Raw genomic sequence first — 14,862 nt, forward strand, 5'->3', positions numbered from 1 at the left:
CACTCGGGTGCTGACACACCAGTGCTGGCTACGGCCTTTGCCCCGCACGCGTTCTATAACCTTACGATGAACCAGTTTGATGCGCGACAGCGCTACGTCGAAGATGTAGTGGGGCCTCCCACATTTTTGACTGTGTTTGACTCAGGAATCAGGCCAGTTCGGCGCGCAGTTGACGGGCTGCCGTCACCAGGTGGATCAATGCCGCTTCCGTCTCCGGCCAACCTCGCGTCTTCAACCCACAATCCGGGTTCACCCACAACCGCTCCGCCGGAATCCGCTTCGCCGCCTTGCGCAACAGATTGGCCATCTCCGAAGCATCCGGCACGCGCGGCGAGTGGATGTCATACACGCCCGGCCCAATGTCATTCGGGTAAGCGAAGGCTTCAAACGCATCCAGCAACGCCATATCCGAACGTGAAGTCTCGATGGTGATCACGTCAGCATCCATCGCCGCGATGCTTTCGATCACATCGTTGAATTCGCTGTAGCACATGTGGGTGTGGATCTGGGTTTCGTCACGCACACCTGAGGCGCACAGGCGGAATACTTCGGTGGCCCAATTCAGATAAAACTGCCACTGCGCCTGGCGTAGCGGCAGGCCTTCGCGGAATGCGGCTTCGTCGATCTGCACGATCTTGATACCGGCGGCTTCCAGGTCCACCACTTCATCACGAATGGCGAGGGCCAATTGACGGGCCTGCGCTTCACGGCTCACGTCTTCGCGGGGGAACGACCACATCAGCATCGTCACCGGGCCGGTCAGCATGCCCTTCATCACCTTGCCTGTCAGGCCTTGGGCGTAGCGTATCCATTCGACGGTCATGGCTTTCGGGCGGCTCAAGTCGCCCACAATCACCGCCGGTTTCACGCAGCGCGAACCATAGCTCTGCACCCAGCCGAAGCGGGTGAATGCATAGCCGTCCAGTTGTTCGGCGAAGTACTCGACCATGTCGTTACGCTCGGCTTCACCGTGCACCAGCACGTCCAGGCCGAGGTTTTCCTGCACCTCCACGGCGTGCTTGATCTCGCTGTGCATGGCTTCGACGTATTCGGCTTCGCTCAGTTTTCCAGCCTTGTACGACTGACGCGCCAGGCGAATCGACGCGGTCTGCGGGAACGAACCGATGGTGGTGGTCGGGAACAGCGGCAGTTTGAGGCCAGCACGTTGCTTCTCGATGCGCTGGGCAAACAGTGACTGGCGCCGGCTGTCCTTGGCGGTGATCGCAGCCACACGGGCTTGCACCGCAGGTTTGTGGATACGCGGCGACGCGGCGCGGGCCGCTTGTACGGCGCGGCTCTCAGCCAGGGCCGCCAGTACGCTTGGCGCTTCTGGCGCGTCGACCGCACGTGCCAACACGGCAACTTCAGCGCACTTCTGCACGGCAAACGCCAGCCAGCTTTTCAGCTCAGTATCTAATTTGTCTTCACGGCCCACATCCACCGGGCTGTGCAACAGGGAACAGGACGGCGCAACCCACAAACGATCACCCAGTTTCTCATGGGCGTGCTGCAAGGTAGCCAAGGCCTTTTCCAGGTCGCAACGCCAGACGTTACGGCCGTTGACCACGCCCAGGGACAGCACCTTATACGCCGGCAGGCGGTCGAGGATGGTCGGGTACTGGTCCGGCGCACGCACCAGGTCGATGTGCAGGCCATCCACCGGCAAGTTGGCGGCCAAACCGAGGTTCTCTTCCAGGCCACCGAAGTAAGTCGCCACCAGCTTTTTCAACGGGTCGCGCTGGATCTGGTTGTAGGCACGTTCAAAGGCGTTTTTCCAATCCTGCGGCAGGTCCAGCACCAGGATCGGCTCGTCGATCTGTACCCATTCCACGCCCAGTTCTGCCAGGCGCTGGAAGATCTGGCCGTACAGCGGCAGCAAACGGTCAAGCAAATCGAGCTTGTCGAAGTCGCCGCCCTTGGCCTTGCCTAGCCACAGGTAAGTCAGCGGGCCGATCACCACCGGCTTGACGTTGTGGCCCAGTTCGCGGGCTTCCTGGACTTCTTCGAACAGTTGCTCCCAGCCCAAGTGAAACTGCTGATCCGCACTGAATTCAGGCACCAGATAGTGGTAATTGGTATCGAACCACTTGGTCATTTCCTGGGCGTGGGCACCGCCGCAGCAGCTGTCGCTGACACCACGGGCCATGCCGAACAGGGTCTGCAACGTGGCGTTGCCATCCACCGGGCGGAACCGCTCCGGGATCACACCGAACATCAGTGAGTGGGTCAGTACCTGGTCGTACCAGGCGAAGTCACCGGCTGGCAGCAGTTCAATGCCGGCCTGTTTTTGCAAGTCCCAGTGGGTCTTGCGCAGGTCACGGCCAACGGCGCGCAGGCCGGCTTCGTCAAGTTCGCCCTTCCAGAACGCTTCCTGCGCTTTTTTCAATTCACGATCGCGTCCAATGCGCGGAAAACCAAGGGAATGAGCGACTGCCATGACTTACAACTCCAATGTCAATATTTATGGAGCCATTGTCGGCAGATGCAGACAGTGAGACAAACTCATTTTATTCGAGATGATCACAAGATCCGCTCATGTTGATAGGTAGTGAGCGGGCGACTCCCGCATTTGATCTTCTGGGTTTTCAGGGTTGTAATCGCGTGGGTATTTATCAAGAGTAGAATTTGCATGGATGCCGCCAACCACAGCCACTCCAGAAAATGCCAGGACACCCTTCCTTCCATACGTAAACTCGAACGACTTCCAGAACAGATCCGCGTGCTGGAAGCGCAGGCCGTCGCTGAAGGATTCAGATTCCTGACGCGCCTGGTGACCGAGTGGGATGACCACGCCAACCGATTCGAACAACCGGGCGAGTGCCTGTTGGGCGTATTTTGTGAAGGGACACTGGTTGCAATCGGCGGTCTTAACTGTGACCCCTATGCACCTCCAGGCACGGGACGACTACGTCGCGTCTACGTTGCGCCTGCCGTACGCGGTCGCAATGTCGGAAAAGCACTGGTGCAACAGCTGCTGGAACATGCCCGCGCGCAGTTCCAATCGGTTCGCCTGTCGACTGATACACCCGAAGCCGCAGCGTTTTATCTTCGCTGTGGCTTTCACCAAGTGGCGGATGACACGGCAACGCATGCAAAGGCACTGAAGGGCGACTGGGACGGGCACAGTCTGCACGGTTACTCAGATTAAACTGCGGGAGTTGTCGAGCTTCAGCGAGGCTGCGATGGCGGTGTGTCAGGCGGCATCTCTATCGGCAGTGCCACCGTCATCGCGGCCTCGCTGGGGCTCGACGGCTCCCACATTGGGTTTCGCGGTGTTTGGAAGGTGTTTACATCAATGGAATCGAATAACTCACGAACAGCCGATTCTGGTCCTGATCCCGTGCGACCTCGCTGCGCGAAACCCCATTACGCCAGCCAAACCCAACGTTCTTGAACGTACCGCTCTGCACCACGTAATCCAGGGAAATATCCCGCTCCCACTCGCTCGCGTCATTACCGCTGGTGGTGAGGATATGCTCGCCCTTCAAGTACATGAGCGACGCCTTCAAGCCAGGCACCCCGAGCGAAGCGAAGTCATAGGCATATTGCGCAAACGCCGTGCGCTCACCGGCCTGGATGAAGGTCTGCACGGTGCGGTCGGTGTAGAGGTACAGGCTGGAACCACCCTCCCCTTTATTCACCAAACCGCCCTGGTTGAGTTGGGCGAAGTTGCTGTCGTCCGAGACTTGCTGGTAACCGGCAGTAATCGCGTGTGGGCCCAGGGAATAGATGAACGCCGCGCTCCAGGTGTTGTTGTCGATTTCACCGGTGCCGCTCTTGGTATAACCGCCAAGTTTGTAGCCTTCGGCACGACCGGCGACGGTGCTGTTTTTGCCGTCGGACGTGGTCTTGAAGTAACGCAGGTCAGTCTTCAGCGAACCGTATTCGCCGAGCGGCAACACGTGGATCAGCCCGGCAAAGTGCTGCTGGTAATAATCCTCAAGGTTGGCGTAGTAGTACTGGACCATCAGGTCCTTGGTTAGCTGGTAGTCGGCACCGGCATAGTTGAATTTATTGCTTTCCTGAGTGCCACCGGCCGCGGCCAGGCCGCTGCGATCACTGGAGCCTCGACCGGTGGTGTGTTGCAGTTGGCCGCCGACCAGGGTCAGGTTGTCGATGTCCTTGCTGGTGATTTGCCCGCCTTCGAACGACTGCGGTAACAGGCGGCCGTCGTTGCTCACCAGGATCGGCAGGTTCGGCCGCAGGTAACCGTAGCGCGCCTCGGTCTTGGCAAAACGCGCCTTAGCGGTGGCACCGCCACGGCTCCAGCTATCGGCGGCCTTACCGTCGTCGTTGGGGATCATCGAGCTGCCCACATGGCGCCCGGCGCCGCTGTCGAGGGTCAGGCCGAGCATGCCGACCGCATCCAGGCCAAACCCCACAGTGCCATCGGTAAAGCCTGACTGATAGTTGAGGATAAACGCCTGGCCCCACTCTTCAGTCTTCGACGGTGCGGCGGCGCCGTCACGGTTGTCGTTGTTGAAGTAGAAGTTGCGCATGCTCACGTTGGCTTTACTGTCACTCAAGAAATCAGCCGAAGCCAAGGGGCTCAGGGCAATGCCCAGGCCGCCGGTCAATACGCTTAATATATTCAAAGTGGCTTTCATCAGGACGAACTCCGGCGCGGAATCCAAGTTCCGGGCGCAAAAAATGGGCAGCAGGAAGCACGCGGCCAAACTCGGGTTGGCCGGTGCGTTAACTAACATTTACGACTTCGTTGCGCGAAGTGAACCTCCGTAAAACCTCAGTCAATCAAGCCATGAGCGTCATAAAACGGGTACGGCCCCGGGTAGTCCCCGAACACGCCGTTATGGCTGATCAAACCTTGTTGCGCCTCCCAGTGATGCAACAAATAGCCCGCCGGTTCCAGGTTGAAATGCGCGGGCGCCGCTTCTTGCAAATCCAGCACGATCTGGTGAGACGTGCCGGGACACACACAACTCAAGCTACCGCCGAAACGTCGCTGCATCGGCCGATGCAGATGCCCGCACAACAGCCGCTCCACTTGCGGATGGCGTGCGACGACCTGCTCCAGGCCGGCGGCGTTGATGAAGGGTTCGCGGTCCATATGGCCGATGCCGCTGATGAACGGCGGGTGGTGCAGGATCAGCAAGGTGGGGGCATCAGGACGCCGCGCCAGTTGCTCATCGAGCCACTGCAATTGGCTGTCCAGCAACTGCCCGCCATGGCCGCCGGGAATGGTGGAGTCGAGGCCGATCAGGCGCAGCGGATACTCGTCCACCACCCAGTCCAACGGGCCATCTGCCGACATTGGCAAATAAGGATGGTCACGGAACGCCTCCAGCAACGGCCCGCGTGTGTCATGGTTGCCAGGCACCAGGTAGCAGGGCATGTGCAGGCGTGCCAGTTCGGGGTGCAGCACGGCGTATTCATCGGCGCGACCGAAGTCCACCAAGTCACCGCTGATCACCACGATATCGGGCCGTGGGTGGCTGGCGTTCAAGTGGTCGACGGCGCGGCGCAACGCACCCAGGGTATCCACGACGCCGTAAGTCAGGCGCTGGCCGGCTTTGAGGTGCAGGTCGCTGATCTGCGCGACGAGAAACGGACGATTCACAATAGATTCTCAAGCATTCAGGGTGAACAACATGTGCGGCGCAACCGCCAGGGAAATCGGCGCGCCGACGGCGTACAGCTGGTTGTCGCTGCTGTCGACCAACAGCGGTTGCGGGCCGCCGACATCCACCAACAGGCGGCTTTGCGCGCCCTGGAAAAACTGCGCCAGCAGATGGCCGTGCAGGTGCCCCTCGCCCTCCATCACCCGCAGGTGTTCGGGGCGGCAGTAGACCGTGCCCGGCAGGTTGGCTTCGTGCCACGGCAACTCGCCGCCGCAGACTTTCAAGCCATGGGCCGACGGTTCAATCACCGCGAACGCATTGAGGTTGCCGACAAAACCCGCGACGAAGGCGTTGGCCGGTTTCTGGTAGATGTCCCGTGGGCTGGCCAACTGGGCGACGCGACCGTGTTCCATCACCAGGATGCGATCGCCCAGCGCCATGGCTTCACCCTGGTCGTGGGTGACGAACACCGACGTAATGCCGAGCCCGCGCAGCAGTTCATTCAACTCGCTGCGCAGGCGTTCGCGCAGTTGCGCGTCCAGCGCCGCCAGAGGTTCATCCAGCAATAAAACCTTGGGGCGCGGCGCCAACGCACGGGCCAAGGCCACGCGCTGACGCTGACCGCCGGAGAGTTCATGGATGCTACGCTTGCCGTGGTTCTGCAAACCCACCAGTTCCAGCAGTTCGTCACAACGCTTGTTGCGCTCCGGTGCCGACATGCCGCGAATTTTCAGGCCGTAGACGATATTGCCCGCCACATCCAAGTTGGGAAACAGCGCATAGTTCTGAAACACCATACCCACATCGCGCCGCTCGATGGGCAGGCGGGTCACGTTCTGGTCACCGAAAAACACCTGGCCCACATCCGGGCGCTCCAAGCCGGCAATCAGGCGCAGCGTGGTGGTTTTGCCACAGCCGGACGGGCCAAGGATCGCCAGGGTTTCGCCGCCTTCGACGGTCAGGTTCAAGTCATGCACGGCCACGGTGCCATCGGCGAACGCCTTGCGACAACCTTGCAGGCAGATAGTGATAGCGGTCATCGACGCTCTCCACGGGACAAACGGGCACTGATGGCCTGCAGTGCAATCAGCAGCGGCACGATCATCAGCAAAAAGATAAGGGTGTAGGCGCTGGCGATTTCCAGACGCGCCGAGGCGTAGCTGTCGGCCAGGCCGACGGGCAAGGTTTTGGTCATCGGCGTGTGCAGCATCCAGGTCAGGTTGAATTCACCCAGGGACAAGGTGACCACCATCAGCACACCCGCCAGAATCCCCGTCCGGCAGTTGGGCACCACCACGCTGAAAAAGCGCTTGATCGGCCCCGCACCTAGGCTGGCCGCCGCCTCCTCCAGCACCGGCAATTGCTGACGCTGCATCACCGCCATCACCGGGCGTACCAGGAACGGCAAAGTGAACAGCACATGGCCGACGAGGATGAACAGCCAACTGCTGCGAAAGCTGCCGAACTGGCCGTAGGTCAGCAGCAAGGCCAGCGCACTCGCCAGGCCGGGCATGGCCACCGGCAGCACCATCAACTCTTCGAAGGCGCGGCTGAAGCGGTTGTTCATGCGCACCAAGGCGTAGGCTGCCGGCACACCGATGACACAGACGCACACCGCGCAGGCCAAGGCCAACTGCAGCGACAGCCACACAGTCGGCGAATAGGCCTGCCACACCTGAATAACCCAATCGAAGGTCAAGCCACTGGACACACCCACGAAAAAGTTGCGGGTCAGCCCGGCCAGCAACGACATCAGCACCGGCACCAGCATGAAGGCGCACACCAGCAGGGTGAACAGCAGTTGAATCACAAACAGCGATGAGCGTTTCACAGCACAGTCCCCGCGTTTTTCACCAGGCGTCGCGTGAGCAGCAACACCGCCCAGGTCACCGCACCGAGTACCACCGACAGCGCAGCGGCGACGGCAAAATTGGCGTAGTTGGTGAATACATTGTAGATCGCCACCGGGGTGACATTGAGCCGCGTGCCTAAGGTAAAGGCGGTGCCGAAAGCGCCCATGGACGTGGCAAAGCAGATCGCCCCACAGGACGCCAACGCGGGTGCCAAACCGGGCACGATCACGTCGCAGACCACGCGCCAGTGCCCTGCGCCCAGTGAATGCGCGGCCTCCTCCAGGCTGCGGTCGAGGCTTTCGCAGGCGGCCATTACCGTGAGAATTACTCGCGGAATCGAGAAGTACAGGTAGCCCACAAACAGCCCCGCCAACGAGTAGGCGAAGATCCAACGTTCACCGGCCAGTTGCAGGCCCAGGGCGGCAAACAGACCTTGGCGCCCTGCTAACAGAATCACCAGAAAGCCCACCACCACGCCGGGAAAGGCCAAAGGAAAAGTGAGCAACGCCACCAGCGCCGAGCGCCCGAAGAACTGCTGTCGGGCGAGGAATACGCCGCTGATGCCGCCGATCACTAACGCGACCAACGTCACCAGCACCGCCAGGATCAGGGTTTGCCCAAGGCTGCCCAGGTACTGCGCGCTGCTGAGCACCTGCCAATAGCCGCTGCCACTGCTGTCGCGGCTCTCGGCGCCAAGCATCATCAGGTGTGCCAGCGGCAACAACCAGAACGCGAGCAGTACTGCAAAAGCCGGGGCCAGCGCCCAGGCTGCATGTCTTGCCGATGCGGCCACTTACTTGACCTCGTTAAGGTATCGGGCAGCGAAGGCTTCCTGCACAGCGGCCATTTTTTCGTAGTCCACCACACCGGCACGGGCGTAGTCGCTGTCCGGGAGGAACTGCGCGGCCACGTCAGCCGGCATTTTCATTGGCCGCACCGGGCGCAAGTAAGCCTTGGCCCAAAGCGCCTGGCCTTCGTCCGACAGCACGAAGTCGAGGACTTTTTCGGCATTGGCGCGGTGTGGTGCATTGGCGACCAGGCTCATCACGTAGGGCACGCTGATGCTGCCTTCTTTCGGAATCACGAAGGCGACGTTGGCGTTGTCTTTGTAGCGCGCGCGGTAGGCGTTGAAGTCGTAGTCCACCAGGATCGGCAATTCGCCGGACAGCACCCGCGCATAGGCGGTTTGCTTGGGCACGATGGGGGCGTTTTTCGCGAGTTTCTGGAAGTAATCGATGGCCGGGGCAAAGTTGTCCAGGTCGCCGCCCATGGCGCGGTTGATCGCCACTGCCGACACGTAGCCGACGAAAGCACTGGACGGGTCAAGGTAACCGACCATGCCTTTGTATTCCGGTTTGAGCAGGTCAGCCCAGCTTTGCGGCACCGGCAAACCACCGAGCGCGTCGACATTGACCATGATGCCCAAGGTGCCGGAGTGGATCGCGAACCAATGCCCGGCCGGGTCTTTCAGGCCAGCGGGGATCTGCTCCCAGGCCTTGGGTTTGTAGGTGTCGACCACGCCGGCTTTTTGCGCCTGCAGGCCGAAGGTCACGCCGTAGTAGACGACATCGGCGACCGGTGCGGCTTTTTCGGCTACCAACTGCGCCAAGGACTGGCCGGAGTTCTTGTTGTCCAGCGGCACCTGCACGCCGGTGCTGCCGGCGATGGCCTTGAGCTGGGTGCCCCAATCGGCCCAGTCCGGCGGGCAGTTGTAGCAGATCGCGGTTTCGGCGGACTGGGCCACGCTGGCCGCACCGCACAGCAACAGGGCTGCCAGGGTTTTACTGAGTGCGCGCATCAAGGGTCTCCTCGTAGGGTTGAGTACTTTCGCCAGGCCGGATATGGCAAGGCAGGCAATGGGACGTCGGAGCATTGCCGACGATTTGCGCCAGCAGTTGGTCAATCACGGTGCTGGCCAACAGCGCAATGGGCTGCACCACGCTGCACAGGGTCGGGTGCATCTGGGTGCCGAGGCTGATGCCGTCGAAGCCCATCACCGAAAGCTGTTGGGGCACGTTCCAGGCGTTGCGACGCAGTTCGGCGATCAGGCTGATCGCCAGGAAATCGTTGGAGCACACCAAGGCGGTGGGTGCATCGTCGCCGTGGAGGAAAGGTTCGATGGCGGCGAATTCAGCCTGGGTGTGGGCCGGCATTTCGATCACCGGACGGCTCTTGAGGCCGTATTCCTGCATGGCATCGCAGTAGCCGGCATAGCGCAGGCGAGCGCGGTCCGATTGCAACGCGGGGCCGGCGACCATGCTGATGCGCCGGTGCCCGGCTTCGAGTAAATACCGCGTGGCCATGGCCATGCCGGCCCGGTTGTCGACCGACACCGCGCTGTAATTGGGGTTGCTCGGTTGGTGATAGGCCAATACGAACGGGGTTTTCTCGGTGTTCAGGCTGCTGAGCACGACGTTGCTTTCGGCATCTGTGACCGTCAGCACCAGGCCGTCGACGCGCTGGCGGAGCAACTCTTCCACCACAATGCTTTCGCGTTCGCTGCTGTAGTCGGTGGTCGCCAGCAACAGGCTGTAGCCGCGCGAACGTGCCGCGCGCTCCATGGCCTGGAACTGTTCAGCGAACACCGGGTTGAGCAGGTTGGGCACCACCACACCGATCAACTGGGTGGTTTGCAGGCGCAATTGGCGACCCAGCAGATTAGGACGAAAGCCCAGCTCGCGGGCGGCGGCAAACACCTGCTCACGCGTCGCCGGGCGCACCTGGTCGGGGGAAGCAAAAGTGCGGGCGGCGGTGGCGCGGGATACGCCAGCCAGCCGTGCGACGTCTTTCAGGTCAGTCATGGTTACTCGCTTGAGATCGATCTCATTGGCGAGGACAGTACCGGGAGAATGTGGCATTCCGGCGGTAAGGAGATGACAGTTTGATGGCACCTGACTTGCTATACACAGATCAAAATGTGGGGTATGCCCATAGATGGTCATACTCCCCAGGTATTATTGAAAACCAAGGGCAGCAAATTCCGCCCACTAACCTTTCGATCTGATCCAAGTGCGGGCACAATGCGTGTCCTTTTTTGGCAGGCACCGCCGCAGGCTCTCAAAAATGATCAAAACGCCGTACTACCTCATCGATAAACAGAAACTTCTGGTCAACATGCAGAAGATTGCTTATGTGCGCGAGCAGTCCGGCGCCAAGGCGTTGCTGGCGCTCAAGTGCTTTGCCACCTGGTCGGTGTTCGACCTGATGCAGCAGTACATGGACGGCACCACCTCGTCGTCGCTGTATGAATTGAAGCTCGGCCGCCAGAAATTCGAAGGTGAAGCGCACGCCTACAGTGTGGCCTGGGCCGACGATGAAATCGAAGAGATGCTGGACAACTGCGACAAGATCATCTTCAACTCGATCAGCCAGCTGCAGCGCTTTGCCGAACGTTCCGAAGGCAAGACCTGTGGCCTGCGCGTGAACCCGCAGGTGAGCAGCTCCGACTACCTCCTGGCCGACCCGGCGCGCCCGTTTAGCCGCCTCGGCGAATGGGACCCGGTGAAGATCGACGGCGTCATTGATCAGATCTCCGGCTTCATGTTCCACAACAACTGCGAGAACGGCGATTTCAGCCTGTTCGACAAAATGCTCGGCACCATCGAAGAACGCTTCGGCGCGCTGCTGCACAAGGTCGAGTGGGTCAGCCTTGGCGGCGGCATCCATTTCACCGGCGAAGACTATGCCGTGGACGCGTTCTGCGCGCGCTTGAAGGCGTTCTCCGAGAAGTACGGCGTGCAGGTCTACCTGGAACCGGGCGAAGCGGCAATCACCAACAGCGCCTCCCTCGAAGTCACCGTGCTCGACACTCTCTACAACGGCAAAAACCTCGCCGTGGTAGACAGCTCCATCGAAGCCCACCTGCTGGACCTGCTGATCTATCGCCTCAACGCCAAGCTGGCACCGAGCGAGGGTGAACACACCGTCATGGTGTGCGGCAAATCCTGCCTGGCCGGGGACATCTTCGGCGAGTATCAATTTGATCGTCCGCTGGCCATCGGCGATCGGCTGTCGTTCATCGACACCGCGGGCTACACCATGGTCAAGAAAAACTGGTTCAACGGCCTGAAAATGCCGTCCATCGTAGTGAAACAACTCGACGGTACAGTCGAAGTGGTTCGTGAATTTGGTTACGACGACTACCTGTCCAGCCTTTCGTAAGCTGGCGGATAAAGGAGAGATAAAGCAATTGAAAAAGAACGTTCTTATCATTGGTGCAGGAGGTGTCGCCAAGGTGGTGGCCCACAAGTGCGCGCAGCACAACGACGAACTCGGTCGTATTGCTATCGCGTCGCGCAACATCTCCAAATGCCAGGCCATCATCGACAGCGTCAAGGCCAAGGGTAGCCTCAAGGTTCCCGCCGACATCCAGGCCTTCGCGCTGAACGCCCTGGACGTGGAAGCGACCAAGGCCCTGATCCGCGAGACCGAATCGCAGATCGTCATCAACGTGGGTTCCGCGTTCCTCAACATGTCGGTACTGCGTGCCTGCATCGACACGGGCGTTGCGTACCTCGACACCGCGATCCACGAAGAGCCGGGCAAGGTCTGCGAGACCCCGCCGTGGTACGGCAACTACGAATGGAACCACCTGGAAGAGTGCAAACAGAAGAACATCACCGCCATCCTTGGCGTGGGCTTCGACCCAGGTGTCGTCAACGCGTACGCCGCGCTGGCGCAGCAACAGCATTTCGACCGCATTGACTCGATCGACATCCTCGACGTCAATGCCGGCTCCCATGGCAAATACTTCGCCACCAACTTCGACCCGGAAATCAACTTCCGCGAGTTCACCGGACAGGTATGGAGCTGGCAGAACAGCCAGTGGACCAGCAACACCATGTTCGAAGTCAAACGCACCGACGACCTGCCGGTCGTCGGTTCGCAGAACCTTTACCTCACCGGCCACGATGAAGTGCACTCACTGTCGAAAAACCTCGACGTGCCCAACGTGCGCTTCTGGATGAGCTTCGGCGAACACTACATCAACGTGTTCACCGTACTGAAAAACCTCGGCCTGCTCTCCGAGAAGCCGGTCACCACCGCCGAAGGCCTGGAAGTCGTGCCGCTGAAACTGGTCAAGGCCGTACTGCCCGACCCGTCTTCGCTCGCGCCGGGCTACACCGGCAAGACCTGCATCGGCGACCTGGTCAAAGGCACCAAGGACGGCCAGCCGCGTGAGATGTTCATCTACAACGTGGCGTGCCATGAAGAAGCCTTTGCCGAGACAGACAGCCAGGGCATCTCGTACACCGCAGGCGTTCCCCCCGTAGCCGCTGCGCTGCTGGTAGCGCGCGGTGAGTGGGATGTGAAGCACATGGCCAACGTCGAGGAACTGCCCGCTGAGCCGTTCCTGAAAGCGCTGGACGTGATGGGGTTGCCGACTCGTATTAAAGACGAGAACGGTGATCGGGCTTGGAACGCGATTGCCTGAATAGGCGATAGCTGACCACAAAAAAATGCGCCCCGAGGGGCGCATTTTTTGTTGGGACTCACATAACTCCCAAAGAGCAATGAAAGTCAAAATGTGGGAGCTGGCACTGCGCCCCAGATTCTCGGATATTTCTCACAACTGTTTCAGGTTGTCGCTCGGAAGTGCGCTGACTAACCTCTCTGCCGTCGCTGCCAATTCAGCGACCGGATTTGACCGTCCGACTTCAAAGAGCAACTGCAACTACACCGATCTTCGGCGTTTTTTTTACGCCTGATGTATTGTGTCGCGGCAGCTGTACGCGGGATACCTTCGGGTATGCCGGTTTTGCTTCTTTGGCCGGTCGGTCAACCCGCGTATAGCTGCCACCCTAATTCGGTTGACCGCGAATCGTGGCAGCTCCATTTACAAAGGAACTTCACCATGATCAAAGACAGTCCAAATCCCCCAGAAACACTCTTCACCGTGTGTCCTGATTTAGGCACGGAAACTCACCCGTTCCTCAACCAAGGAAACTCGAATAAAGTCAGACAACGCAGACGCTATGTAAGAGTCGACTTGTCGTGAGGGAAAAGCGATTTGATCGCCGTCCACGATCAGGTCTTCGAGCTTGGCAAGAGAATCAGGGAATTTTAAAAGTAATGTATGGCCACGTTAGAACGGAATCGCCCGAATGGCATATTGATCAAGCCCAAACGCAGCGAATTCAAACACCCCCGTTTCACGGATGCTCAACTCAATTGCATCAGGGTTGATGTAGTTCACCAGCAAATGAGCCGGAACTTTCGAGCTGAACGTGCTCTTTCCACTCCCGTTCGGTCCGGCGAACAGCCGGACGCGGGGGGTGGTGCTCAAGCCTGAATCTGCGCCTCAGTGATTTGTGGCTTAACTTTTTTACGTGACATGTTGGTCTCCGGCTCAGGGCAGGGGCAGATCAATGGCAGTTAGCATAGATCACCTCAAGCGTTGAACGCAGACTCGACTTTACCTCAATGTGTGTCCCATGTCCTCACACCCGGCTTGCGAACCAACATTTGCGTACTTCCCGTCCGAGACCTCAAAACACCGACCATCCGATCCGCTCACTCAACAACTCCAACGCCTTCATCCCCGCCAGCGAGTTCCCCGCCGCGTTCAGCTCCGGCGACCACACGCACACCGTAAACTGCCCCGGGACCACCGCGACAATCCCGCCGCCCACACCGCTTTTGCCGGGTAATCCCACGCGATAGGCGAAGTTCCCCGCCTCGTCATACAGCCCGCTGGTGGCCATGATCGAGTTGACTTGCTTGGTCTGGCGCGCGGTCAGGATTTGCTCGCCGCTGTGGGCGCTGGTGCCCTCGTTGGCGAGAAAGCTGAACGCCTTGGCCAGGTCCAGACAGCTCATCTGCAACGCGCAGTAGTTGAAGTAGCTGTGCAGCACCGCGTCTACATCGTTGTGGAAGTTACCGAAGGACTTCATCAGGTAAGCCATGGCCGCGTTGCGCGCGCCGTGCTGGGCTTCGGAGTCGGCGACGACGCTGTTCACCAGGATTTGCGGGTTGCCGGACAGGCGCCGTACAAAGTCGCGCATCGAAAGAATTGGCACGGCAAAGCGCGATTGGTTGATGTCACAGATCACCAGCGCGCCCGCATTGATAAACGGATTACGTGGGCGGCCGCACTCGAATTCCAGTTGCACCATGGAGTTGAACGGTTGCCCGGACGGTTCGTGGCCCAGGCGTTCCCAGATGGTTTCGCCGCCGTGATCGATGGCCTGTACCAGGCTGAACACCTTGGAGATGCTCTGCACCGAGAACAACGTATCGGCGTCACCGGCGCGGTAGGCCGAGCCGTCGTTGCCGTACACGGCGATGCCGATCTGGTTGGCCGGCACATCCGCCAGCGCGGGGATGTAGTCGGCGACGTTGCCGAGGCCGATCAGGGGGCGCACTTCGTCAAGGATCGAGTCCAGCAGCGCCTGCATATCTTGTCCTGTCATCTGTCTTTGAATCGGTAA

Annotated in this window: 13 protein-coding genes; 3 read left to right on the top strand and 10 right to left on the bottom strand. The window is 60.0% G+C overall.

All coding sequences use genetic code 11. From position 1 onward, the window contains the following. Window positions 1–148: 148 nt before the first annotated feature. Window positions 149–2,437, bottom strand: coding sequence for a 5-methyltetrahydropteroyltriglutamate--homocysteine S-methyltransferase (gene metE, locus AACY36_RS24955; RefSeq protein ID WP_339420792.1), 2,289 nt, complete (start codon window positions 2,435–2,437; stop codon window positions 149–151). Between the two features lie 192 nt (window positions 2,438–2,629). On the opposite strand from metE, the gene AACY36_RS24960 reads away from it, so the two are divergent. Next, window positions 2,630–3,148: a GNAT family N-acetyltransferase gene (locus tag AACY36_RS24960; RefSeq protein ID WP_339428502.1), complete on the top strand. Its 519-nt coding sequence runs from the start codon at window positions 2,630–2,632 to the stop codon at window positions 3,146–3,148. A 139-nt stretch (window positions 3,149–3,287) separates the two neighbouring features. Here AACY36_RS24960 and AACY36_RS24965 read toward each other — a convergent pair whose 3' ends face one another. The 7 genes from AACY36_RS24965 to AACY36_RS24995 all read right to left on the bottom strand — a co-directional run bounded on the left by AACY36_RS24965 (window position 3,288) and on the right by AACY36_RS24995 (window position 10,233). Beyond that, window positions 3,288–4,607, bottom strand: a complete 1,320-nt coding sequence (locus tag AACY36_RS24965) for an OprD family porin (RefSeq protein WP_339420794.1) — start codon at window positions 4,605–4,607, stop codon at window positions 3,288–3,290. A 137-nt stretch (window positions 4,608–4,744) separates the two neighbouring features. Continuing rightward, on the bottom strand, window positions 4,745–5,578 hold the full coding sequence (locus tag AACY36_RS24970) for a phosphodiesterase (RefSeq protein ID WP_339420796.1): 834 nt from the start codon (window positions 5,576–5,578) through the stop codon (window positions 4,745–4,747). Window positions 5,579–5,587: 9 nt separating this feature from the next. Then, a complete protein-coding gene (locus AACY36_RS24975) occupies window positions 5,588–6,619 on the bottom strand; it encodes an ABC transporter ATP-binding protein (RefSeq protein WP_339420798.1) in 1,032 nt (343 codons plus the stop codon). Continuing rightward, window positions 6,616–7,410 carry an ABC transporter permease gene (locus tag AACY36_RS24980; protein ID WP_339420800.1) on the bottom strand — a complete coding sequence of 265 codons (795 nt, stop codon included), beginning with the start codon at window positions 7,408–7,410 and terminating at the stop codon, window positions 6,616–6,618. Before AACY36_RS24980 ends, AACY36_RS24975 begins: the two co-directional genes overlap by 4 nt. Then, window positions 7,407–8,225, bottom strand: coding sequence for an ABC transporter permease (locus AACY36_RS24985; RefSeq protein ID WP_339420802.1), 819 nt, complete (start codon window positions 8,223–8,225; stop codon window positions 7,407–7,409). Before AACY36_RS24985 ends, AACY36_RS24980 begins: the two co-directional genes overlap by 4 nt. Continuing rightward, window positions 8,226–9,230, bottom strand: coding sequence for an ABC transporter substrate-binding protein (locus tag AACY36_RS24990; protein WP_339420804.1), 1,005 nt, complete (start codon window positions 9,228–9,230; stop codon window positions 8,226–8,228). It abuts the gene before it with no gap. Continuing rightward, complete coding sequence (locus tag AACY36_RS24995) at window positions 9,214–10,233, bottom strand: LacI family DNA-binding transcriptional regulator (protein WP_339420806.1); 1,020 nt, start codon at window positions 10,231–10,233, stop codon at window positions 9,214–9,216. The genes AACY36_RS24990 and AACY36_RS24995 overlap by 17 nt, the downstream gene beginning before the upstream one ends. A gap of 262 nt (window positions 10,234–10,495) precedes the next feature. Between AACY36_RS24995 and AACY36_RS25000 the strand changes: the two genes are divergently transcribed. Both AACY36_RS25000 and AACY36_RS25005 read left to right on the top strand, forming a co-directional pair. Beyond that, complete coding sequence (locus tag AACY36_RS25000) at window positions 10,496–11,593, top strand: carboxynorspermidine decarboxylase (RefSeq protein WP_339420808.1); 1,098 nt, start codon at window positions 10,496–10,498, stop codon at window positions 11,591–11,593. A gap of 28 nt (window positions 11,594–11,621) precedes the next feature. Further along, entirely contained in the window at window positions 11,622–12,866 is a 1,245-nt protein-coding gene (locus AACY36_RS25005; protein ID WP_339420810.1) for a saccharopine dehydrogenase family protein, read from the top strand. 651 nt (window positions 12,867–13,517) lie between these two features. Here the strand turns inward: AACY36_RS25005 and AACY36_RS25010 are convergent. Together AACY36_RS25010 and glsB are read right to left on the bottom strand one after the other, a co-directional pair. Next, window positions 13,518–13,718 (bottom strand): hypothetical protein, encoded by a 201-nt coding sequence (locus AACY36_RS25010; protein WP_339420812.1) that lies wholly within the window; start codon window positions 13,716–13,718, stop codon window positions 13,518–13,520. Between the two features lie 202 nt (window positions 13,719–13,920). Then, a complete protein-coding gene (glsB, locus tag AACY36_RS25015; protein WP_339420877.1) occupies window positions 13,921–14,829 on the bottom strand; it encodes a glutaminase B in 909 nt (302 codons plus the stop codon). Window positions 14,830–14,862 lie beyond the last annotated feature (33 nt).

The organism is Pseudomonas sp. EA_15y_Pfl1_P101 (genome assembly GCF_963970835.1).
In the GTDB taxonomy this organism is placed as follows: domain Bacteria; phylum Pseudomonadota; class Gammaproteobacteria; order Pseudomonadales; family Pseudomonadaceae; genus Aquipseudomonas; species Aquipseudomonas tritici.